Annotated in this window: 22 protein-coding genes and 1 other RNA gene; 14 read left to right on the forward strand and 9 right to left on the reverse strand. The window is 39.0% G+C overall.

Annotation, left to right across the window (positions count from 1 at the left end; translation table 11 throughout):
• The first annotated feature begins 27 nt into the window (after window positions 1–27).
• Window positions 28–389, forward strand: a transfer-messenger RNA (tmRNA) gene (ssrA, locus tag POF52_RS19540).
• A 162-nt stretch (window positions 390–551) separates the two neighbouring features.
• Here the strand turns inward: ssrA and modB are convergent.
• The 4 genes from modB to fdhF all read right to left on the reverse strand — a co-directional run bounded on the left by modB (window position 552) and on the right by fdhF (window position 5,569).
• Window positions 552–1,208, reverse strand: a complete 657-nt coding sequence (modB, locus tag POF52_RS19545; RefSeq protein ID WP_271994225.1) for a molybdate ABC transporter permease subunit — start codon at window positions 1,206–1,208, stop codon at window positions 552–554.
• A 7-nt stretch (window positions 1,209–1,215) separates the two neighbouring features.
• On the reverse strand, window positions 1,216–2,013 hold the full coding sequence (modA, locus tag POF52_RS19550) for a molybdate ABC transporter substrate-binding protein (RefSeq protein WP_271994227.1): 798 nt from the start codon (window positions 2,011–2,013) through the stop codon (window positions 1,216–1,218).
• Window positions 2,014–2,138: 125 nt separating this feature from the next.
• Window positions 2,139–2,618 (reverse strand): DUF1641 domain-containing protein, encoded by a 480-nt coding sequence (locus POF52_RS19555; protein WP_013085382.1) that lies wholly within the window; start codon window positions 2,616–2,618, stop codon window positions 2,139–2,141.
• Window positions 2,619–2,629: 11 nt separating this feature from the next.
• Complete coding sequence (gene fdhF / locus POF52_RS19560) at window positions 2,630–5,569, reverse strand: formate dehydrogenase subunit alpha (RefSeq protein WP_176585253.1); 2,940 nt, start codon at window positions 5,567–5,569, stop codon at window positions 2,630–2,632.
• Window positions 5,570–5,933: 364 nt separating this feature from the next.
• On the opposite strand from fdhF, the gene POF52_RS19565 reads away from it, so the two are divergent.
• From POF52_RS19565 to moaA, 3 genes are all read left to right on the forward strand, one after another.
• Window positions 5,934–6,278: a DUF2294 domain-containing protein gene (locus POF52_RS19565; protein WP_013085380.1), complete on the forward strand. Its 345-nt coding sequence runs from the start codon at window positions 5,934–5,936 to the stop codon at window positions 6,276–6,278.
• 66 nt (window positions 6,279–6,344) lie between these two features.
• Window positions 6,345–7,091 (forward strand): formate dehydrogenase accessory sulfurtransferase FdhD, encoded by a 747-nt coding sequence (fdhD, locus tag POF52_RS19570; protein WP_370506938.1) that lies wholly within the window; start codon window positions 6,345–6,347, stop codon window positions 7,089–7,091.
• A 46-nt stretch (window positions 7,092–7,137) separates the two neighbouring features.
• A complete protein-coding gene (gene moaA, locus POF52_RS19575; protein ID WP_013085378.1) occupies window positions 7,138–8,154 on the forward strand; it encodes a GTP 3',8-cyclase MoaA in 1,017 nt (338 codons plus the stop codon).
• A 12-nt stretch (window positions 8,155–8,166) separates the two neighbouring features.
• Here moaA and mobA read toward each other — a convergent pair whose 3' ends face one another.
• The gene (gene mobA / locus POF52_RS19580) at window positions 8,167–8,736 is read right to left on the reverse strand and encodes a molybdenum cofactor guanylyltransferase (RefSeq protein ID WP_029319293.1); all 570 of its coding nucleotides are present in this window, start codon (window positions 8,734–8,736) and stop codon (window positions 8,167–8,169) included.
• 161 nt (window positions 8,737–8,897) lie between these two features.
• Here mobA and POF52_RS19585 point away from each other — a divergent pair, with 161 nt between their 5' ends.
• The 5 genes from POF52_RS19585 to moaD are packed head-to-tail and all read left to right on the forward strand — an operon-like array spanning window position 8,898 to window position 12,409.
• Window positions 8,898–9,914 carry a molybdopterin-synthase adenylyltransferase MoeB gene (locus POF52_RS19585; protein WP_271994235.1) on the forward strand — a complete coding sequence of 339 codons (1,017 nt, stop codon included), beginning with the start codon at window positions 8,898–8,900 and terminating at the stop codon, window positions 9,912–9,914.
• Between the two features lie 17 nt (window positions 9,915–9,931).
• Window positions 9,932–11,197, forward strand: coding sequence for a molybdopterin molybdotransferase MoeA (locus POF52_RS19590; RefSeq protein ID WP_271994237.1), 1,266 nt, complete (start codon window positions 9,932–9,934; stop codon window positions 11,195–11,197).
• Window positions 11,185–11,712 (forward strand): molybdopterin-guanine dinucleotide biosynthesis protein B, encoded by a 528-nt coding sequence (mobB, locus tag POF52_RS19595; RefSeq protein ID WP_271994238.1) that lies wholly within the window; start codon window positions 11,185–11,187, stop codon window positions 11,710–11,712. The genes POF52_RS19590 and mobB overlap by 13 nt, the downstream gene beginning before the upstream one ends.
• Complete coding sequence (locus POF52_RS19600; RefSeq protein WP_013085373.1) at window positions 11,709–12,173, forward strand: molybdenum cofactor biosynthesis protein MoaE; 465 nt, start codon at window positions 11,709–11,711, stop codon at window positions 12,171–12,173. The genes mobB and POF52_RS19600 overlap by 4 nt, the downstream gene beginning before the upstream one ends.
• A 2-nt stretch (window positions 12,174–12,175) precedes the next feature.
• Window positions 12,176–12,409 (forward strand): molybdopterin converting factor subunit 1, encoded by a 234-nt coding sequence (moaD, locus tag POF52_RS19605; RefSeq protein WP_013085372.1) that lies wholly within the window; start codon window positions 12,176–12,178, stop codon window positions 12,407–12,409.
• Between the two features lie 34 nt (window positions 12,410–12,443).
• Here moaD and POF52_RS19610 read toward each other — a convergent pair whose 3' ends face one another.
• The 3 genes from POF52_RS19610 to POF52_RS19625 all read right to left on the reverse strand — a co-directional run bounded on the left by POF52_RS19610 (window position 12,444) and on the right by POF52_RS19625 (window position 14,647).
• Entirely contained in the window at window positions 12,444–13,085 is a 642-nt protein-coding gene (locus POF52_RS19610; protein ID WP_013059680.1) for a nitroreductase family protein, read from the reverse strand.
• A 27-nt stretch (window positions 13,086–13,112) separates the two neighbouring features.
• The gene (locus POF52_RS19615) at window positions 13,113–13,550 is read right to left on the reverse strand and encodes a MarR family winged helix-turn-helix transcriptional regulator (protein WP_013085370.1); all 438 of its coding nucleotides are present in this window, start codon (window positions 13,548–13,550) and stop codon (window positions 13,113–13,115) included.
• A gap of 470 nt (window positions 13,551–14,020) precedes the next feature.
• Complete coding sequence (locus POF52_RS19625) at window positions 14,021–14,647, reverse strand: undecaprenyl-diphosphatase (RefSeq protein WP_271994244.1); 627 nt, start codon at window positions 14,645–14,647, stop codon at window positions 14,021–14,023.
• A 153-nt stretch (window positions 14,648–14,800) separates the two neighbouring features.
• On the opposite strand from POF52_RS19625, the gene POF52_RS19630 reads away from it, so the two are divergent.
• From POF52_RS19630 to POF52_RS19640, 3 genes are all read left to right on the forward strand, one after another.
• The gene (locus POF52_RS19630) at window positions 14,801–15,937 is read left to right on the forward strand and encodes an MGDG synthase family glycosyltransferase (protein WP_271994246.1); all 1,137 of its coding nucleotides are present in this window, start codon (window positions 14,801–14,803) and stop codon (window positions 15,935–15,937) included.
• 158 nt (window positions 15,938–16,095) lie between these two features.
• Window positions 16,096–16,821 (forward strand): response regulator transcription factor, encoded by a 726-nt coding sequence (locus POF52_RS19635; RefSeq protein WP_013059676.1) that lies wholly within the window; start codon window positions 16,096–16,098, stop codon window positions 16,819–16,821.
• Window positions 16,799–18,154, forward strand: a complete 1,356-nt coding sequence (locus POF52_RS19640; protein ID WP_271994249.1) for a sensor histidine kinase — start codon at window positions 16,799–16,801, stop codon at window positions 18,152–18,154. Before POF52_RS19635 ends, POF52_RS19640 begins: the two co-directional genes overlap by 23 nt.
• 30 nt (window positions 18,155–18,184) lie before the next feature.
• On the opposite strand, the gene POF52_RS19645 is transcribed toward POF52_RS19640, so the two are convergent.
• The gene (locus tag POF52_RS19645; protein WP_271994251.1) at window positions 18,185–18,898 is read right to left on the reverse strand and encodes an FTR1 family iron permease; all 714 of its coding nucleotides are present in this window, start codon (window positions 18,896–18,898) and stop codon (window positions 18,185–18,187) included.
• Between the two features lie 217 nt (window positions 18,899–19,115).
• On the opposite strand from POF52_RS19645, the gene POF52_RS19650 reads away from it, so the two are divergent.
• Together POF52_RS19650 and POF52_RS19655 are read left to right on the forward strand one after the other, a co-directional pair.
• Entirely contained in the window at window positions 19,116–19,742 is a 627-nt protein-coding gene (locus tag POF52_RS19650) for an FMN-dependent NADH-azoreductase (protein WP_271994253.1), read from the forward strand.
• Between the two features lie 426 nt (window positions 19,743–20,168).
• Window positions 20,169–21,062 carry a LysR family transcriptional regulator gene (locus POF52_RS19655; protein ID WP_129705302.1) on the forward strand — a complete coding sequence of 298 codons (894 nt, stop codon included), beginning with the start codon at window positions 20,169–20,171 and terminating at the stop codon, window positions 21,060–21,062.
• The last annotated feature ends 97 nt before the right edge of the window (window positions 21,063–21,159 follow it).

Consider the following 21,159-nt stretch of genomic DNA (forward strand, 5'->3'; position numbering starts at 1 on the left):
CTTACACATTCCGACTCCCTTTTATATGGGGACGTTACGGATTCGACAGGGGTAGTTCGAGCTTAGGTTGCGAGTCGAGGAGATGGCCTCGTTAAAACATCAACGCCAATAATAACTGGCAAATCTAACAATAACTTCGCTTTAGCTGCATAATAGTAGCTTAGCGGTTCCTCCCTCCATCGCCCATGTGGTAGGGTAAGGGACTCACTTTAAGTGGGCTACGCCGGAGTTCGCCGTCTGAGGACGAAGGAAGAGAATAATCAGACTAGCGACTGGGACGCCTGTTGGTAGGCAGAACAGCTCGCGAATGATCAATATGCCAACTACACTCGTAGACGCTTAAGTGGCGATATTTCTGGACGTGGGTTCGACTCCCACCGTCTCCACCAATACATATTGTATGGTGGCTTACCTTACTTATAACAGGAGTTAATCAAATGTATACTCTTCATTTGATTAGCTCCTTTTTAATTTATAATTTATGATTTATGTAAAATTGAAAAAAGCAGGAAAGAAATAAAAGGATGCCTCTTACACAAAGAGGCATCCTTTTATTTTTGTTTAAGCTGAACAAAAAGCAGCATAAGAAAGGAAAGAAAGACGATTGAAATAACCCATAGCCAAGCGAGATTCATGTTTCCAGAGTCAATCGCTACGTAGATAGCGGTAGGCACAGTTTGAGTTTCACCTGGAATATTGCCGGCAAACATCAAAGTGGCTCCAAACTCCCCGAGTGCTCTTGCCAGACTTAGCACTCCTCCTGTTACGATGGCTTTAGAAGCTAAAGGGATGGAAATAAAGAAAAAGACTTTCCATTCGCTTGCACCATCTACTCGAGCTGCGTCTTCAATTTCGTAATCTACGCCTTGAAAGCCTGTTTTGGCAGATTGATACATAAGCGGAAACGCAACGACAACGGAGGCAATAACAGCTGCCCACCATGTGAAAATAACGGGTTGTTGAAAGACCCATTCGCTTGCCCGGCCGAGCAGGCTGTGTTTCCCGAATATGACAATCAATAAAAATCCAACAACGGACGGAGGGAGCACCAACGGGAGCATTAACGCCGTTTCAATCATCACTTTTCCCTTAAAGTGTTTCCTGGACAACAGTTTTCCTATAACAGTGCCTAAAATAATAACGACAAATCCTGCTACTAATGCAATTTTAAGCGATAGCTGAAGAGGAGATAAAAATTCTTGAATCATAGCGGCCTCAATTTGCAGTGAAACCGTATTTCTTTAAAGTGTCAAGAGCCGTCTTACTTTGTAAAAATTGATAAAAAGCTTTTGCTTCTTGTGGATGTTTCGAATCCTTAATAACGCCTACAGGATATACAATTGGTTTGTGAGTGCTATTATCTGCAGTAGCGACAATCTTCACCTTTTTTGAAATCAAGGCATCGGTTTTATAAACCACCCCAGCTTCAACGTTTCCTGTCTCCACATAGGAAAGCACCTGACGTACGTCTTTCGCATAGACGGTTTTTGGCTCAATGTTTTTCCAGAGGTTCATGTGCTCAAAAGTCTCCTTCGCATACTGTCCGGCAGGAACGGATTCTGGTATTCCAAGTGCAATTTTTTGAACAGTCGGCTTTGATAGATCTTCAAAATTTGTGATAACAGACGTATTATTCTTTGGCACGATAAGCACAAGGTCATTGCCAACCAAGTCAGCACCATTCTCTTTGGAGATAGCTCCTGCTTTTACTAGTGCATCAAACTTGTCTTCTGCTGCTGAAAAAAATAAATCAACAGGTGCGCCGTTTGTAATTTGCTGCTGCAGCGAGCCTGAAGCTCCAAAATTAAATTTCAAGTCTATATTTGGATGTTTTTTTTCATATTGCTTTTGAATATCAGTGAGCGCATCTTTTAAGCTGGCCGCAGCGGATATTGTTAAGCTGATGTTTTTGTGCTGAGCTGCGGATTGATCGATATTTGTTTCGTTCGAACAAGCAGCAGTAAACATAATTAAAAATAATAGTGCGAGTAAGGGTTTAAAGTATTGTTGCATCGTGTCACCTCAGTTAGTTGTAGTAAAGCAATTTAGTATAACTATATCACGTTCATTTTAAATTTGACTTCCTAAAAAGAAAGCAGCGACTTGAAAGGGGGAAAACTTTCAAGTCGCTGCTTCATTTATTCTTCCAACGCTTTGCCCATTCCTTTTAAAAAGTGAAGCCCAAATCCAATTGCACGATTGACATCTGGATCGTTTAGCGCTTTTATAAGAGCTAATGCACTTACTTTTTTTCCTGTTTTTACATATTCATTCGCTTCGTTCATACCAGCTGTTGCGCTATTTACAAGTTTAGCAGTTACCTCTGGATCTGCCTTCATCAAACCGCTGCTTGCACCCATAAGAGTATTAATTAAATTGGTTACCGGTTCTCTGGAAATTTGATGAAGCGCAATTTTTGAGATTTTTTCTTTCGCTTGAATCATTGAATCAGCAGCTTCAAGAACACCCATGTCGTTAAGTTCGCCAACAATACCGAGAATACGGTTCAACGCTTCTTCATTATCTGCCAGCAGAGAAGTTAAATCTTCTAATTTTTGTTGTTTTTCTTCTTCCTCGCTTAGAAGAGGTTTCTTAATTTCTGTAATAGGTTGTGCCATCTTTTCTCCTCCTATTTACTTGTTAAATGGACGTAGCCAGGACGGTTCCATTTACGCTGAACCTCGACCCCATTTTGAGGATGACGTTTTTTGTTACGCGGATTTGTAGACGGTAAAGGCGTTTCTCCACCTTTACTTAATACTTCCATCCGTACTTTTGTTTGTTTGTAAGCCGGCGTATTTGTTCGTTGGTCCACTGCAGGTCCCGTCAAGAAGTTAATAGCCGAATCTTTATGAACAGAGTGCATTGGAAGATACAGCTCATTTGCTTTTACTCGCTCTGTAATTAATGCCTGTACTTTTACTGCTCCAAACGGTGAAATTAATCTGACAAGCGAACCTTCTTCAATTTCACGCTCATTGGCAAGCTGAGGTGAAATTTCTACAAATACTTCCGGTACTTTTGATTGGATGCCGCTCGATTTATTGGTCATATTCCCTTCATGAAAATGTTCTAACATTCTTCCATTATTAATGTGTAGATCATATTCTTCTGGGAATTCCGCGGGAAGTACCCAATGTGATAAAGCAAAGCGCGCTTTTTTATCTGGGAAATTAAACCCATCGACGTAAAGTAACGGCGTGCTTTTTCCCTCTAAGCTCCCCCATAAGAAGCTATTCCAGCCTTCAAGGTTTTCGTAGCTGGCTTGGCTGAATAGAGGTGATAGACTAGCCATTTCTGCAAAGATATCACCAGGATGTGTATACGTCCAGTTCGCACCTAAGCGGTTGGCAATCTCTTGAACAATCCACCAATCCGGCTTTGAATCACCGAGCGTTGGTAATGCTTGATACAATCTTTGGACACGTCGCTCCGTATTGGTAAATGTTCCGTCTTTTTCAAGAGAAGGAACAGCAGGAAGTACAACATCGGCATATTGAGCCGTTCTCGAAAGGAAAATGTCTTGGACGACAAAAAAATCTAAATTTGATAATATTTCGTGTACATGGTTAGCATTTGAATCAACAAGAGCCATATCTTCTCCGACAAGGTACATGGCCTTCATTTTTCCTTCATCAATTGAATGCAGCATTTGAATATTATCAAGCCCTGGCTTATCTTTAATTTTTACACCGTATGCTTTTTCAAATTTCGCTCGGGCGACTGAGTCTGTCACGTGCTGATAGCCTGGAAGCCAAGCAGGAAGAGTTCCCATATCACATGCTCCTTGGACGTTATTGTGGCCTCGGAGCGGATAAGCGCCTGCTCCAGGGCGTCGATAGTTTCCAGTAGCAAGCAACAGGTTTGAGATAGCCGCTGATGTATCAGAGCCTCCCGTATTTTGCGTTACGCCCATGCCCCACAGCACACAGGTTCCATCGGCGTCTCGAATCATTTCAGCTATTTGAATGAGCGTTGCTGCTGGAATACCCGTAATTTGTTCAGCATATTCAAGCGTGTACTTTTCAAGCAAAGAGTGAAAGTCTTCAAAATAGTTGACGTTTTCTTGGATGAACTTTTCATTGTGCCATCCTTGGTCAATCATGTATTTTGTTACAGCCATCAGCCATACTTGGTCCGTACCTTGTTTTGGACTGATGAAAATGTCAGAGCGTTCAGCCATTTCGTTTTTGCGCAAATCTGCGACGATTAGTTTTTGGTCATGAAGCTTATGGGCGCGTTTGATGCGAGTTGCTAATACAGGATGACCTTCAGCAGGGTTAGCTCCAACGATGATAACCAGTCCAGCTTTTGCGATGTCTTTTATCGTGCCGGCATCGCCTCCCATTCCCACTGTTCGAAATAATCCATCAGTTGCAGGAGACTGACAGTAGCGAGAGCAGTTGTCTACGTCATTTGTTTCAAACATTTGGCGAGCCAGCTTTTGAATAACATAGTTTTCTTCGTTTGTAATCTTAGAAGAAGAAATAAAACCAACTGATCCATGTCCATACTGCTGATTAATAGAGCTTAACCTGCTTGCTACTAAGTCGAGGGCTTCTTCCCATGACGACTCTACAAATGCACCATTTTTTCGGATTAAAGGCTTAGTAATACGTTTTTCAGAGTTTACAAAATCCCAGCCGAATTTTCCTTTCACACAGGTTGAAATGGCATTTGCGGGAGCATCAGAGCTAGGCTGAACTTTAAGGATTTCACGGCCTTTTGTCCATACTTCAAATGAACATCCAACTCCGCAAAATGTACAGACAGTTTTTGTTTTTTTCGTGCGTGTTTCGCGCATAGCGGCTTCCACTTCTGAAACAGCAAAAATTCCGCTGTATCCAGGTTCTACTTCTTTAACTAAATCAATCATTGGATTTAAAACGTCTTTTGGAAGCCCAGTCATAAATCCAGCTTCTCCAAGCATGGATTTTTCCATCAAGGCATTACAAGGGCATACGGTTACACATTGACCGCAGCTCACACAAGAAGATTCATTGATTGCTACACCGTCATCCCAGAGAACGCGGGGACGTTTTGCTTCCCAGTCGATAGAGAGTGTTTCATTAACTTGAAGATTTTGACAAACCTCTACGCATTGTCCACAAGCGATGCATTGATTAGGGTCATAACGGTAGAACGGATGAGACATATCGACTTCATTCTCTGAGGCCTTTGGCGTATAGGGGTATTTTTGATGTTCAATCTCCATCATTTCGGCTGTGTTATGTAATTTACAGTTTCCGTTGTTATTGTCGCAAACGGTGCAGTATAGCAAATGATTCTCTAATAAACGATCCATTGCTTCCGTCTGTGCTGCTTTTGCGGGTGCTGATTGTAATTCAATCTTCATGCCGTTTTCAGCTTTTGTAGAACAAGAACGAACTAACTCGCCATTCATTTCAACGATACATGTGTCACAAGTTTGAATAGGATCCACTTCAGGAACATAACAAATCTGAGGGTGCTCAATGCTTTGCTGATTAATAATTTCAAGTATGGTAGAGCCTGAAGCTGCTTTGTATTCGTTGCCATTTATATGAACAGTGATGATTTCACGACTCATTTGTTTTCCTCCTTTATATAAAAACAAAAAACCACCATGAATACACACGCCTAAATAAATAAGGGAAGTGCAATCATGGTGGAATAGTTTACTAGCAGGTCTTACTAATATGCCAATCCGGCCCATTTATATCGTTAAGAAAAAGTGATAGAGTAATAACAATTCATTATTATTATTCCATCTCGGTTATTTATAATTATATCGCTACGTTTTTAAATGCACAACTTTTTTAAATACCCAACTCTCTTCAAAAGTTTTGCTGCAAAGATTTTAGGCTTTTATTTTTTGAAGTGTTGATTTATGATAAAAAAACTGTAGGAATAAAATGCACAATTTAATTTTAATCGGTGGGAGAGCGTTGATTATGTCAAAAACTATTCATGAATTTAATGATATTATTCGGAAGCTTCGAAAAGATTTATTTGGAAAAGGACCGGAAAGAATACATACGGTTTTTGTTGAAAATATGGCTGTCTCAACACTGTATGGGAATTTAACTCCGACAGAAACATTTATTGCAAGCACTGCTGAAGGATGTGACATGGTTCATCTAGCTCGAACAAAAATGATCCAAGATGTATATGCATCGAATCCGCCGGAAGGGTTAGAAGAATTGGTAGGAGCGAAGTTGGTTAATTTATTTTCAGATATGAAAATAAAAGAAAATATAGCGGTTTCCGTATTCGTTTTTGATAAAAACATTATTTAAAAAAGGAGACATCACATGAACCCGACCGTTAAGAAGCGTACAGTTCTTAGATTTAAAAATGGTCAAATGGAAAGCGTGGAAGATAAAATTGTAACGGAGTTTCCTGTGACTGTGAAAATTAATGAAGAAGAGTTTGTCACGATGGTATGTAGCCCGCAATACATTGAAGATATGGTAATTGGCTATTTAGCATCTGAAGGGGTTATTCGAGCATACACAGACATTAAAAACATATGGGTTCAAGAAAAAGAAGGGTATGTTCATGTTACAATAGATAAATTAAACCCGTATTTTCAAAACCTTCAAAATAAACGATATATTACGTCTTGCTGCGGGGCGAGCAGACAAGGGTTTGTCTTTATAAATGATGCACTGACTGCTAAAAAAATGAACGATATATCGGTAGAACTTTCAATCAAGGATTGTTTTCAATTGATGAATAAGCTGCAGCAATCTGCTGCTACGTTTCAAGAAACGGGTGGCGTTCATAATGCTGCTATTTGTGATAAAAATGGCTTTATGCTTAGCAGAATGGACATTGGTAGACATAATGCTCTAGATAAACTATACGGGTATTGCTTAAAACACCATATTTCAATTAGAGATAAAGTAGTCGTTTTCAGCGGCCGTATTTCTTCAGAAATTTTGTTGAAAGTAGCGAAGATCGGGTGTGAAGTGGTTCTTTCAAAATCCGCCCCGACTGAACTTGCTTTAAATCTAGCAGAAGAATTGGGAATTACAACGGTAGGGTTTATTCGAAATGATTCGTTGAATATTTATACATGCCCGGAAAGAATTTTAAGAGAGAGTTAATCTGCTGTGGAGAAGCTGACAGCTAGAGAGAGGAGAGATGAGGCAGATGTCATACGCTATAGTTGATACTTTAAAGCGTCCTTTACGAGACTTGCGTTTGTCAGTAACAGATCGCTGTAACTTTCGCTGTCGATATTGTATGCCTGAAGAAATTTTTGGGGCAGACTATCCATTTTTACCTGCCGAAAACATTCTTTCGTTTGATGAATTAGAGAGACTCACTAGATTATTCGCATCGCTAGGAGTAAAAAAAGTGCGTATAACGGGAGGAGAGCCGCTGCTAAGAAAAGGCTTGCCAGATCTAATCAATCGTCTGAAGCAAATTGAGGGTATAGATGATATTGCCATAACAACAAACGGCTCACTGTTAAAGAAGCATGCAGAAGCCTTATCAAAAGCGGGATTATCAAGAGTAACCGTTAGCTTAGACTCGCTTGATGAAGTGAGATTTCAAGAGTTGAATGGAAACCGAGGAAGCGTAAAACGAGTATTAGAAGGAATAGAAGCAGCAGCTCTTGCGGGGATTTCAGTCAAAATAAACATGGTTGTCCAAAAAGGCAAGAATGAGCAGGATATTCTTCCGATGGCCCACTATTTTAAAGACAAAAAACATACGCTGCGTTTTATTGAATATATGGATGTTGGAAATTCAAACGGCTGGAAAATGGATGAGGTTATAACAAAGAAACAAATTCTTGATATAGTTGGACAAGAAATGCCTCTTGAAGAAATTACACCTCATTATACGGGAGAAGTAGCCACCAGGTATCGATACGTCGGGACAGAAGAGGAAATTGGTATCATTTCATCTGTCACAGATTCATTCTGTTCCACTTGTTCACGCGCAAGAGTATCGGCTGAAGGAAAGCTCTATACCTGTTTGTTCGCGTCAAAAGGATATGACCTCCGCACACTGATACGGTCAGAGGCCTCTGATCATACTGTTTGTGACACCATTTCTGATATCTGGAATCATCGGAAAGATCGTTACTCAGACGAACGAGCTAATGGAAGACAGGTCCAAGGCGCTGAAAAAGTGGAAATGTCTCATATTGGTGGATAATTCAAAGAAGCTTTATACATGCCAATCACTGCGGTGATTCACATTTATAAAAGTGGGATCTTCTGCTGAAAAAGGCACGCGAAGGACGTTTGTCTGATTCAACAATTGCGTAAGCCTTCTTTCACCCTGTGTAACGAGTTGTTCAATAAGAGGAAGCGTTCTACGGTGATAGAGTGCTAGAAGCGGGTGAATGTGATCAGGCTGAACAGGAAGAACAATGTCAGGTGAGTCCGTTTGGGTCAGTGTGATCATGTGATGAACAAACTCAGCATTAATAAAAGGAATATCGCAAGAAAGAATAAAGAACCATTCAGCGCAGCAATCGATCGCAGTTAAAGCGTGATGAATTGCATACAAAGGACCTTGATACGGGCATTTTTCAACTGCAAATGCAACATCCTTTCTTTGAAAATAAGGGAGTAAATCTTGGTTGGTAGACACAAGTATAGGTGTGACGTGATTTTCTTTTAATGCATCTATACTATATTCGTAAAATGATTTCTTGTTATAGGTTTCAAACATTTTGGGTTGACCGTAGCGAGAAGATTTTCCTCCTGCTAATACAATGCCTGCAATGGACATTTATTAAATACCTCCATCAAAATATATTTGTATATTTATGCAAAAAAGCCTCCGTAAAGCAGCGTAGCTTTATGTGTATAATAGCATGTTTTTAAAGAAATATCTTTGACCAAGGAATAGACAGTGAGGTCAGAGATTGAATGAGGAAGGGAGAGAAAAGAGTGACAGAACGTTATTCACGTCAGCAGCTTTTCCAGCCTGTTGGAAACAAAGGGCAGCAGCAAATTAGAAGTAAGCATGTTTTAGTTGTAGGTGCAGGGGCTCTAGGCAGCGCTAGCGCAGAAGCCCTCGTGCGTGCTGGAATTGGAAAATTGACTCTTGTAGATCGTGATTATGTAGAATGGAGTAATCTACAGCGTCAGCAGCTTTATACAGAACAAGATGCGCAAAACAAACTACCTAAAGCTGTAGCAGCAAAAAATCGTTTACGTCAAATAAACACGGAAGTGAAGATTGAAGCGCTGGTGATGGATGCTCAGCCTGCTAATTTAGAAAGTATCGTCCAAACAGCCGATGTGATCATCGATGCGACAGACAACTTCGACATCCGTTTTATTTTAAATGATTTGTCACATAAGTATGAAGTTCCTTGGATATACGGCTCATGTGTAGGGAGTTATGGCGCCACTTATACCGTTATCCCAAATGTAACCCCTTGTCTGCACTGCATATTGAAAAAAGTGCCTGTCGGAGGAGCAACCTGTGAGACAGCAGGAATTATTAGTCCCGCTGTTCAAATTGTGGCAGCCTATCAAATAACCGAAGCATTAAAAATTTTAGTCGAAGATGTTGAAGCTTTGCGCCACACATTTCTAACCTTTGACGTCTGGAATAATCAGCATGCTGAATTTAAGACGGGCAAAATGAAAAGTGATAAATGTTCTTCTTGCGGATCAACCCAAACATATCCGTACTTAGCGTATGAAAATCAGCTTAAAACAGAAGTTCTGTGCGGCAGAGAGACGGTTCAAATCAGACCCTCGCAGCGCCATTTGTACAACTTCGATGAATTGGAAAAACGGTTAAAAAAACAGGGGAAAGTGGATCGCAATCCATATCTTCTGTCATGTCAGCTTCCACAGCAGCGCTTTGTAATTTTTCAAGATGGCCGTGTATTTATTCATGGAACGAATGATATTCAATTTGCGAGAAGCTTATATTATCGTTTACTAGGATGAGTAAAGGAGTGAAAAGAATGAGAGAAAAGCGAACTCCTATCCCTGTCGGAGAATGCGTTGGACGAGTGATGCAGTATGCAAAAAACAGAAAGCAAGAAATCATTGCGCTTGAAGAAGCTCACGGCAGATTTTTAGCTGAAGATTTAATAGCAGATCATGATATTCCTGCTTTTGATCGTTCTCCATATGATGGTTTTGCCGTTCGGTCGCAAGATACGAAAGAAGCATCATCACTTCATCCAGTAGAACTGGCTGTTCGAGGAGAAATAGGAGCGGGTTCTGTTTTTGAACATACAGTCAGCGCGATGCAGGCTGTGCGTATTATGACAGGAGCTCCTATTCCTAAAGGCTGCGATGCGGTTGCGATGCTTGAAGTAACAAAAGAATATACGAAAGACAATCAGCCGATCGTTCAAATCAAGCGTTCGTTTAACAAGGGAGATAACATTTCTTTTCAAGGAGAAGAAACAACAAAAGACACTGTGTTAGCTTCAAAGGGAACGTATATCACTCCGGGAGTAGCAGCTCTTTTAGCCACATTTGGCTATAGTAACGTAGCTGTCTTCAAAAAACCTGTAGTTGGATTACTTGCAACTGGAAGTGAACTAGTGGAAGTGAGTGATCCTGTTGAACGGGGCAAAATTCGTAATAGCAATGCTCATATGCTGCGTGCGCAAATTGAAAAAGCTGGAGGCGAAGTGAACTATTTTGGTATTATGCCTGATGATTTAAGTCAGTGCTACAATGCGGTAAAAGCTGCACTATCAGAAGTGGACATGCTGATTACAACAGGCGGCGTTTCAGTAGGAGACTATGATTATCTACCAGATGTGTATAAACAATTACAAGCCGAAGTTCTTTTTAATAAAATAGCAATGAGACCAGGCAGTGTAACAACGGTTGCTCGTATGGAAGAAAAGCTTTTATTTGGCCTCTCGGGAAATCCTACAGCTTGCTATGTCGGTTTTGAACTTCTGGCTCGTCCGGTAATCAGTACATATGCGGGTAAAAGAACCCCTCATCTTCGAAAAGAAAAAGCTTTGTTAGGAAAGGACTTCTTAAAGCCAAATCCTTTTATGCGATTTGTATCTGGCAGGCTTTCATACAGGGAAGGACAGCTGATTGCTTCTCCATTAAGCTTTACAAAATCTAGTGCTGTTTCTTCTTTAGCTCATGCGGATACATTAATTATATTTCCTGGAGGGACGAGAGGATACAAAGAAGGAATGCTGGTTGACGTCTTATTGCTAGATGACGTGCGGGGAAGTGAATGGCCTTGGTAGCTTGTTGTACCGTTTTACAAGTAGTTGGGTTTCAAAACAGCGGAAAAACTACTTTAGTGGAAAAGCTCATTAAAAGAGCGAAACAATTCAATCTATGTGTAGGTTCTATTAAGCACCATGGACACGGCGGACCTCCAGATAGCAGCAGTGAGCTAAAAGACAGTCATCGCCACCAGCAAGCAGGTGCCGATGTGGCAGGTGTAGAGGGAGGTGGAATCCTTCAGCTTACGGCAGATAGTAAAGACTGGAGCCTAAAAAAACTGATTGATTTTTATCAATTTTTTTCGCCAGATGTCATTTTTGTTGAAGGATATAAAAAAGAATCCTATCCAAAAGCAGTCTTGATTCGAAGTGAAGAAGATCTTGTTCTGCTTTCCTCTCTAACCAATATTATGTGCGTGATTAGTCACGTTCCGCTTAAAAAAGAAGTGCAGCGAGCATATCCAATATTTCACTTACAAGAAGACGAGCTTTATCTTAATTTTTTATTGAAAGAAGTGGGGGAAAGAAGATGAACCAGCACTTATTTGAAGTAGTAAATCAGCCAATTGCCGTAGATGAAATAATTACAAAAGTTTCTAGAAGAGACGCGGGAGCTATTACGACATTTATTGGAACGGTAAGAGAATTTACAAAAGGCAAGAAGACGCTCTCTCTTGAATACCAAGCCTATGTGCCAATGGCCGTGAAAATGCTTAGCCAAATTGGTAACGAAATTCAGGAAAAGTGGCCCGATGCTTTGACAGCTATTACTCATCGAATCGGGAAGCTTGAAATAACAGAAGTCGCAGTAGTTATTGCCGTTTCTTCTCCGCATCGCAAAACAGCTTATGAAGCAAACGAGTATGCTATTGAACGTATTAAGCAAATTGTGCCAATTTGGAAAAAGGAATTTTGGGAAGACGGAACAAAATGGATTGGAGATCAGTTAGAAACGAAAGAATATCCTGAAGGAAAGCCAATGAAGGAGATGTAAAAATGATTAACGTCTTATTTTTCGCTGCTATACGTGAAGAGGCTGGAGTGGAACAAGTAACAGTTGATAAGCAAGATATAACAGTGAAGGAATTAAAGGAATATGTGCAAAAAACGTATAAGCTGTCCTCTCTGAAGCAAACGATGACCGCAGTCAACGAAGAGTTTGTAACAGATGAAGAAACCATTGGAACGGGAGATACCGTCGCATTTATTCCGCCCGTTAGTGGAGGATAAAAAAAGGTGCTGAATATACAGCACCTTTTTTTTATTATCTAAATTGAGCTACTTTTTCGATTGGTAAACGTACAGACGGGTAACCGCTATTTGCTGCTTTGCCGATTGAAAGTAACATAACCGGTGCATAGCGCTCTTTGTCTAAACCGAATGCTTCGGCAATTTGATCTTTTTCATAACCGCCAATAGCGTTTGTATCATAACCGTGAGCACGTGCAGCAAGCATTAACTGCATAGATACTAAACCGCCGTCAATTAATACTGTTTCTTTATTTAATTCTTCAGAAGCAGCTGCGTAGTGCGCTTTGATTTTAGGGATTTGCATATCTCTAATTTCTTGTGGCATATAGCCTAGTTCAACAGCTTTATCGTAAATTTCATCTAAATTTTCTTCACTTTTTAAATCGCCGAAAATCGCAATAACAGCTGCTGATGTTTCTACTTGTGATTGATTAAATTTAGCAAGCGGAGCTAATGTTGCCTTTCCTTCAGGGCTATCAATTACTAGAAAGCGCCAAGGCTGTGCATTAACAGAAGATGGAGCTAGCGTCGCTTCGGTTAAAATTTCTTTCATTTCTTCACGGCTGATTTTGACAGATGGGTCGTAATAACGAATAGATCTGCGTCCTGTAATAATATCTTGGAAATCATTGTTTAGTGTTTTTGTTTGTGTCATGATGAACTCTCCTTTATGTTAAAAATGTTATGACCGTTCAATGGCCGAAATGTTTACTTTTAAACGCTCGAGCATTTTGGAAAGCAGGAGCTGTTCTTCTTCGCTGAAATCTTTAAATGCTTCATCAATAAAGCGAGCTTTTTCGTTTCGAAATGCACCGATTTTTTCATGTCCGCTTTTCGTAAGCTTTACAAATGTTACGCGGTTGTCATCAGGGTTTTTACGGCGTGATACAACATCTCTTTCTTCGAGCTGCTTTAAATGCCTTGTAATTGCAGCATTGTCAATGTTTACTTGCTGTTGAAGCGCCTTTTGACTCATTTCACCTGTTTCATAAAGCTGATGTAAAATATCAAGACGTGATTGGCTAACACCGGTACAATGCTCAAACTTTTGATTAATTTGTTTATTAACTTCTTGCAGAGCATACAGAACATTTGCTTTTTCAGAACATGAATGTGACAAGAAAGTCGCTCCCTTTTTCTATGATATTTATTGATGAATTAATATTTGATACATCAATGTTTGATACATCAATTAATATAAAATAAATAAAAGTGAAAGTCAAGAAAGTGAACGTTGTTTTTTAAAAATAACAAAGAAAGAGGCTGAGACGTAACGAAATGAATCCCATCCAAAGGCGAACAATCTGGATATATAATCTAGACTGCTTGCTCGGCCGCAGTTGATTTCCGTGCAAGGCTTCGCTTTCCGCGGGCGGCCGCTGAGCCTCCTCGTCGCTTGCGCTCCTGCGGGGGTCTCACCTGTTCCACTGTTCCCCCAGAAGTCTTCGCCTTGCCTTCCAATCAACTGCTGGAAGGAACGAAACAGATAAAATCTACGTTCACCATAACAAAAAAAACGAACCACTAATCAAACTGTTTGATTAGTGGTTCGTTTTTCACTTCAGCTAAACTATTTTTGCCTCAGCCTCTTTAAGCTGAATGATTTTTTTTGCTAATCTGTTCATGCGTATAGGGAGATAGAAACGGAATATGCTTGATAATCAAATCGTGAATCCAGAATAATCGCTGAATAAAAGGAGCTGTTTTAGCTGAAACGTATATAATAAAGCATCCGATAGCTCCCGCAATCACCATGCCTCCAAGTACATCTGCTGGATAGTGAACGCCTACGTAAATACGTGAAAGGCCCGAAATGACAGCCCATATAAAAATGATGCTTCTCCATTTGTTTTTCCGTAACCACATGATCCAAGCAGCAGAAAAGACTAAAATTGAATGATCACTCACAAAAGATGAATTAGCCGGGTGCGGAATCAGTTTATGAACGTGATGAGTCACAAACGGACGCGGGTGGTAATACACTAGGTGAATGACTTCATTGATACATAGAGAAAGTACAATTGTAAACAACATGTATAAAGCCGTATAACGGTGATAAATTGTTCTTTCTGTTTTTCCGCTAAACCAAAGCAAAAGCAAACAAGCCATTATAAAATAAGGAACGCTATTCGTGATGATAATCATTACAGAATCCATTGCGCTGGATTTACCAGCAAACGAGTTAATCCATTGAAATACTTCGTAATTGAGGTTCATTTGTTTTCTCCTTATGCAGTACTTTTCACTCTTAGTTTAGATTGACACTCTAAAAAAACGATGAATTTCACATTAAAAATCAATTAAAATCCGAAATTCAAGGGCATTTAATGATATAAAAAGGAGAGGAAGAAACTGCTTTTAGAATAGGAGATGAAACAGTTGAAAAAGGTTTTATTTTTACCTCTTCTAAAAATGCCTTCTGGCCATCATCAAGTGGCAGAGGCGTTAATGGATATATTGGAAAGAAGAACAACAAATATTTGTTATAAAAAAATAGATTTATTAAGCTATACAAACGAACTATTAGAAAAAGTGGTCACAGGCACATATTTGAAATGGATTCGTTATGCTCCAGAAACGTACAATATGGCATACAAACATCTCTTTTATGAACCGCCTGTTCATTCATTCAAATGGTATCATCACGTATTCGCAAAAAAAATGGAGCACTTAGTTAAAGAAGAAAATCCGGATTTAATTATATGCACACATGGGTTTCCTTCTTATTTGCTCAGTCAATTAAAAGCAAAAGGCAAGTGCGATGTACCTATTATAAATGTCTACACGGATTTTTTTATTAATAATTTATGGGGAAAAGAAGAGATTGATTTTCACTTTCTCCCTAGTGAAGAAGTAAAAAAAGGACTTCGTGCTCAAAGTGAAATTCCACTTCAAAATATGATGGTCACAGGAATACCGGTACATGAAGAAATAACAAAAACAAGAACATTTAAGCATCCTGGTAACCGAAATATTTTAATTGCTGGAGGCAGCAGCGGTTTAGGCAATATTATGGATTTCTACAATGATTTAAAAGATGCGCGCCATTTTCATTACTTTGTCTTATGCGGCAAAAATCAAAAGCTATATGAAGAAATCAAGGGATGGGAATTACATCACGTTACACCGATTCCGTACATTTCATCACGCACAGAAATGAATGAACTGTATGAACAAGTGGATGCTATTGTAACAAAGCCAGGTGGTATAACGGTCAGTGAAGCTCTTCGCAAGAATTTACCGATTTTTGTTCATTCTGCTTTACCAGGTCAAGAAGAAGTGAATTTACGCTATTTAACAGAACGAAACTTAGTTCAAGAACTAAAGGCGGATCAATCGTTAGAAAGTCAGCTGCAGACAGTGCTGCAGGATACTGATAAAATGAGCACATTATATAACGCGATTGCTGCTTACCATAAAGAAATCGAAGCACAAACGCCTGAAGAACTTTTAGCAGTAGTCAATTGGATTTTAGGCGAAAAGCAAACGATTGGTCTTCATGCGTAAAACATTCATGTTTACAAACAATAAGGATAAGCTAAAAGACAAGTATGTTGAAAAAGTAGGGTTTAGATAAAAAAACAAACATCTTTTGAAAAAGGTGTTGTTTTTTTATCTAAAGAAGCTATTCTTTCACTTAAGACATGTGGTGAGAGGTGTATAACATGAAAGAGAAAATTTTAATTGTGGAAGATGAAGCGCAAATTGCGAAAGTGTTAAAGATTGAATTGGAATTTGAAGATTATGAAGTAGATGTTGAGTACGACGGGAAAGCGGGGTTAGAGACGGCAACATCCGCTCAATATGACCTCATTTTGCTAGACGTGATGCTTCCAAGTCTGAGCGGTATTGAGGTGCTAAGAAGACTTCGGAAAGCGGAAGTATTTACGCCAGTTATTTTATTAACTGCCCGAAATACGACGCTAGATAAGGTAATGGGATTAGACCAAGGGGCTAATGATTATGTGACAAAACCGTTTGAAATTGAAGAGCTGTTAGCACGGGTTCGCTCTTGTATTCGCTATCGTTCGCTCGTAGAAGCATCAGGAACGAAAGAAGCTGAAGCAGAGCTCTTAACGATCAGTGATTTGACCATTAATCTTGAAACAAGGGAAGTCCTAAGAAACAATGAATCCATTACGTTGACACCGAAAGAGTATGATTTAGTCGTGTATTTGCTTACGAATAAAAATAAAATTGTCACGAGAGAAGGAATTCTCACAAACGTTTGGGGCTATGAATATGAAGGAGAAACGAACGTAATTGATGTGTATATTCGCCACTTAAGAAAAAAAGTAGATGAAGGTTTTTCTACTTCTCTCATTCATACAGTGCGAGGCGTAGGATATATGATGAAAGAGGAGAAACATGAAGATCACGACGAAGATTAATTTGCTGACAACAGCATGGCTAGTGGTTATTTTATTAGTCATGAACATCGTTGTTTTTTTCTCCTTTACTAAATCTACGGTGAATATGGAACAGGACATTTTATTCGAAAAAGCACGCGAGATTATTCAAAAAGGTCAGCAAGATCATTCCGTGGAGCTCTCGCCAGAGTTACTAAAGTTTTATTTGACCAACCATTCATTTATCCGAACAGTCTCAGAAAATTCTACAGTCATTAACCAAGTATCAAATGATCCTCATCTGGTGAAAATTAAGCCCGAATTTTCAAAGAAAAAAAAGGTGAAACTTCGCAAAATCAGAGAAAAGCAAGTATTGGTTATTCGCATGCCTGTCAAAGTCAATAATCAAGTCGTTGAAACGCTTGAGATTGGTGAGCTCCTAACTGGTTTTGAAACCCGTAAAGATATTTTGCTATCAATTTTGATTTTTTGTTCGCTTGTGTCCATTTTACTGTCTCTTTTAGGAGGAAGATGGTTATCACGCGTCATTATGCATCCTATTAAAAATATGGTCACAACGATGAAAGAGATCGAAGAGAGCGGTGTTCCTAAAAAAGTCCTCATTCAAACCGAAACGAGAGATGAACTGCAGGGGATGACCGTTACCTTTAATCATATGATTGACCGCTTGCGAGAAAATATTGAAAAGCAAAATCAGTTTGTTTCCGATGCTTCTCATGAATTAAAAACCCCTCTAACCGTTATTCGCAGTTATTCTAATTTATTAAGAAGAAGAGGGATTAAAAATGAAGAAATTACGCTCGATGCGATCGACACCATCTATGAGGAAGCAACCAAAATGCAAAAAATGATTGAAACGCTGCTTGATCTGGCAAGTGTGGAAAAAGAACAAACGCTTGATATGAAGCAAACAGATCTTGTTCTTATTTTTGAACAAATCGTTAAGCAGCTGCAGCAGGTATACAAAAGAGAATTAGTTCTTCATTATGATCAAACGCCCATTATGATTGAAGTGGATGAACTAAAAATGAAGCAAGTGTTGATTATTTTGCTTGATAATGCAATTAAATACAGTACGGATAAAATTGAAGTGACCGTTGAAAAAAAGCAGGAAGATGTTATTATCAAAGTAAAAGACTATGGAATTGGCATTCCAAAAGAAGATCTTGCACATATTTTTGAACGTTTCTATCGAGTCGATAAAGCTAGGAGCAGAGCTACGGGAGGAACGGGGCTTGGACTGTCGATTGCACAAACTATTGTCCGTCAGCATAAAGGCGAGATTTTTATTAAAAGTGAAGAAGAACAAGGAACGGAAGTTGTGATTCACCTTCCCGTTTCATCTACAAACTGAGAAAGCCGCCGTTAGGCGGCTTTTGTGTGATTATGATGCTGATCTTTGTTTTCTTACTCTTAATTTTTTTAACTCCGTTTGGAAGAATAGATACAGTGATGCAACTGTAAATACACTAAATCCAATTATCTCAAGGGGTTCTCCACCAGCTTCAAATAGCTTAACCAAACCTTCACCGCATAACTCTCCTCCAATAAAAATAAGGAAAACACCAAGCGCTTTAAAAATAATCCACAGGTTCAGCTTAATAGCTGTTTTGAACAGAATGTATGTAATAACGATGGCCAGCAAAATGCCACTTATACTGCCGAATACAATAGAAGAGGCGTGTTGATTCACTTGTGTCAGATTAAAAATAATTAGTTCTGTTCCTTCACGAAAGACAGATAAAAAGGCTAAAACGATTAATCCCCATTTGGAAGAGCTTCTGGAAATTTTTGATGTAACCGAAGATGTCATTTCTTTGCTCCGATGCAACCACAGAATAAAGTAAGCGATAAGACCTGCAGCTAAAAGCATCATGACTCCTTCAAAAATTTCTTCTGACTCTTCTTCTAACTCTCTCGCCTCATTAAAGCCAATAAAGCCAAATACTAAGCTGAAAATAAGGCCGGCAGCAGCGCCAATGAAGACGGAATACTTTAAGTCTTTTCGGCCAATTTTTGTAACATGAGCTAAAATAATTCCAATAATAAGTGACGCTTCTAAACCTTCACGAAGCGACAAAGCCAAACTCGACCACATAAAAAGCTCCCCTTACTTTAAATGATAGTAATAATTAAATTCTCTCTAATTTTAATGATAATGATTATCGTTATCAATTTGTTTTTTTTGCTCTTTAATAAAATCTAATATAGGATTTTTCAGACTAAAGTATGAAGGTATTTCATTATAAAGTCGTTCGAAACGCACGAAAAAAGCGAATAAAATAAGAGTATCAACAATCAGTGGAGGTTTTAGTATGAGTTATACTCTTTTTATAAAAGCAAATGACAGATCGGCAAGTGAAGCGGTTAGCGTGAAATTATATGATGCATTTTTAGAAAGCTATCAACAATCGCACCAAGATGAAGAAATAATAGAGCTAAATTTGTTTAAAGAAGAACTTCCTTATTTAGGTGCCGACATGATAAACGGTCAGTTTAAATTAGCAAGAGGGCTAGAAGTGACGGCAGCGGAGAACAAAGCAGCAGAAACTGCTAATTACTACTTAGAACAATTTGTGAGAGCAGATAAAATTGTTATTGCCTTTCCGCTTTGGAATTTTACTGTGCCGGCCGTGCTTCATACGTACTTTGATTATTTAAATCAAGCAGGCAAAACGTTTAAGTATACGCCAGAAGGTCCGGTGGGATTACTAGGCGATAAAAAAGTGATGTTATTAAATGCACGAGGCGGAGTTTATTCAGAAGGTCCAGCAGCTGAGGTCGAAATGGCCGTTAAATATGTAGGTAGCGTACTTCAATTCTTTGGAATCACGGATGTGAACTCTGTTATTATTGAGGGACATAATCAGTTTCCAGATCGTGCGCAAGAAATTATTGAAAGTGGCCTAGAACAAGCAGCACAATCAGCCAAAACATTTTAGATAATATTCGTAAAAGAGGACGGGACAACAGTATTTTAGGTGAAGGTATATCCGAACGATGAATCGTTTGGATTTTTTGATGTTATAGTAAGCGTAGGTTTCATGCATGTAGCAGCTTCTAGGTATTGATTGGAGGGCAAGGCGAAGATTCCTGCCGGAAAATCGGAACAGGTGAGACCCCGCAGGAGCGCAAGTGAAGAGGAGGCTCAGCGATGCCCGCGGAAAGCAAAGCCTTGCACGGAAATCAACAGCGGTGTCACAAGCGGTCCACACTAGCACCTTTATCCCATTTGTCCTTATTTAGATTAAATTGATTTATTATGTGTCCATCTTTTCTTTATATTTTTACTGTATATCTTAAAAAATAATAGGTAAAATGAATAAATAATATAAAAGATATTCGTTTTATCTATAGGAGGAGCAGAGATGGATATTCGTCAGCTTAATTATTTTTTAGAAGTCGCTAAATTAAGGAGCTTTACTAAAGCATCTCAAAGCCTCCATATTTCACAGCCGACCTTGAGCAAAATGGTGAAAAACTTAGAAGAAGAATTGGAAGTAGAATTAATTGATCGGTCCGCACGACAGATTGATTTAACGGATGCCGGGGAAGTGGTGTATGCGCAAGGACAAAAAGTCATGGCATCCATTGATGAGCTATCGACTTATTTATATGATGTGATGAATCTGAAGAAAGGGATGATTAAAATTGGAATTCCTCCATTGATTGGAGTTCTGTTCTTTCCAAAGATTATCAAAGGGTTTCAGCAGCTCTATCCAGATATTACGATTAAACTTATTGAATACGGAGCCAATCGTGTTCAAAAAGCAGTAGAAAAAGGAGAGTTAGACTTAGGTGTAGCGGTGCTTCCGGTAAATGAACATCTTTTTGATATTAATCCTTTTATCTCTGAAAAAATGCTTTTATACGTTCACCATTCCCATCCTTTAGCCTCTAAAACTCATGTGGAAATTAATGAATTAGCCCAAGAAAAATTTATTTTATTTAATGAAGATTTTACGCTTCACGACCGGCTTATTCAGGCATGTCAACAAGCGGGATTTGAACCTAACGTAGCTTACGAGAGCTCTCAATGGGATTTTATTGGTGAAATGATTGCGGAAAACTTAGGAGTATCTATCTTTCCACAGTCCATTGCAGCAAAAGTAGATTCCTCTATTGTAAAGGCAGTTCCTATTACTAATCCCTCAATTTCATGGGATTTAGGATTGATTTTAAAAAAAGATAAATATATTTCATATGCCTCTAAGCAATTTCTTCACTATATGAATGAACAGCATTCTGCTTTATATAGATAAAATGCATATATTGTATTGAATATATGTATTTTACGAAAGAGATAATGTGCGTTAAAGTAGATAGTGTAGAAAACATACAAGAAAACAAACATTGATT

The sequence above is a fragment of the Priestia sp. AB genome (assembly GCF_028369225.1).
Classification (GTDB): Bacteria; Bacillota; Bacilli; order Bacillales; family Bacillaceae_H; genus Priestia; species Priestia megaterium.

What these genes read in the sequence shown, in the direction of transcription:
- POF52_RS19635 (WP_013059676.1), top strand. Translation starts at nt 16,096, where the DNA reads ATGAAAGAGAAAATTTTAATTGTGGAAGATGAAGCGCAAATTGCGAAA.
- POF52_RS19655 (WP_129705302.1), top strand. Translation starts at nt 20,169, where the DNA reads ATGGATATTCGTCAGCTTAATTATTTTTTAGAAGTCGCTAAATTAAGG.
- fdhF (WP_176585253.1), bottom strand. Translation starts at nt 5,569, where the DNA reads ATGAGTCGTGAAATCATCACTGTTCATATAAATGGCAACGAATACAAA.
- mobA (WP_029319293.1), bottom strand. Translation starts at nt 8,736, where the DNA reads ATGTCCATTGCAGGCATTGTATTAGCAGGAGGAAAATCTTCTCGCTAC.
- POF52_RS19555 (WP_013085382.1), bottom strand. Translation starts at nt 2,618, where the DNA reads ATGGCACAACCTATTACAGAAATTAAGAAACCTCTTCTAAGCGAGGAA.
- POF52_RS19630 (WP_271994246.1), top strand. Translation starts at nt 14,801, where the DNA reads ATGAAACAGTTGAAAAAGGTTTTATTTTTACCTCTTCTAAAAATGCCT.
- POF52_RS19645 (WP_271994251.1), bottom strand. Translation starts at nt 18,898, where the DNA reads ATGTGGTCGAGTTTGGCTTTGTCGCTTCGTGAAGGTTTAGAAGCGTCA.
- POF52_RS19565 (WP_013085380.1), top strand. Translation starts at nt 5,934, where the DNA reads ATGTCAAAAACTATTCATGAATTTAATGATATTATTCGGAAGCTTCGA.
- modB (WP_271994225.1), bottom strand. Translation starts at nt 1,208, where the DNA reads ATGATTCAAGAATTTTTATCTCCTCTTCAGCTATCGCTTAAAATTGCA.
- POF52_RS19650 (WP_271994253.1), top strand. Translation starts at nt 19,116, where the DNA reads ATGAGTTATACTCTTTTTATAAAAGCAAATGACAGATCGGCAAGTGAA.
- moaA (WP_013085378.1), top strand. Translation starts at nt 7,138, where the DNA reads ATGTCATACGCTATAGTTGATACTTTAAAGCGTCCTTTACGAGACTTG.
- moaD (WP_013085372.1), top strand. Translation starts at nt 12,176, where the DNA reads ATGATTAACGTCTTATTTTTCGCTGCTATACGTGAAGAGGCTGGAGTG.
- modA (WP_271994227.1), bottom strand. Translation starts at nt 2,013, where the DNA reads ATGCAACAATACTTTAAACCCTTACTCGCACTATTATTTTTAATTATG.
- fdhD (WP_370506938.1), top strand. Translation starts at nt 6,345, where the DNA reads ATGGAAAGCGTGGAAGATAAAATTGTAACGGAGTTTCCTGTGACTGTG.
- POF52_RS19625 (WP_271994244.1), bottom strand. Translation starts at nt 14,647, where the DNA reads ATGAACCTCAATTACGAAGTATTTCAATGGATTAACTCGTTTGCTGGT.
- POF52_RS19600 (WP_013085373.1), top strand. Translation starts at nt 11,709, where the DNA reads ATGAACCAGCACTTATTTGAAGTAGTAAATCAGCCAATTGCCGTAGAT.
- mobB (WP_271994238.1), top strand. Translation starts at nt 11,185, where the DNA reads ATGGCCTTGGTAGCTTGTTGTACCGTTTTACAAGTAGTTGGGTTTCAA.
- POF52_RS19610 (WP_013059680.1), bottom strand. Translation starts at nt 13,085, where the DNA reads ATGACACAAACAAAAACACTAAACAATGATTTCCAAGATATTATTACA.
- POF52_RS19590 (WP_271994237.1), top strand. Translation starts at nt 9,932, where the DNA reads ATGAGAGAAAAGCGAACTCCTATCCCTGTCGGAGAATGCGTTGGACGA.
- POF52_RS19640 (WP_271994249.1), top strand. Translation starts at nt 16,799, where the DNA reads ATGAAGATCACGACGAAGATTAATTTGCTGACAACAGCATGGCTAGTG.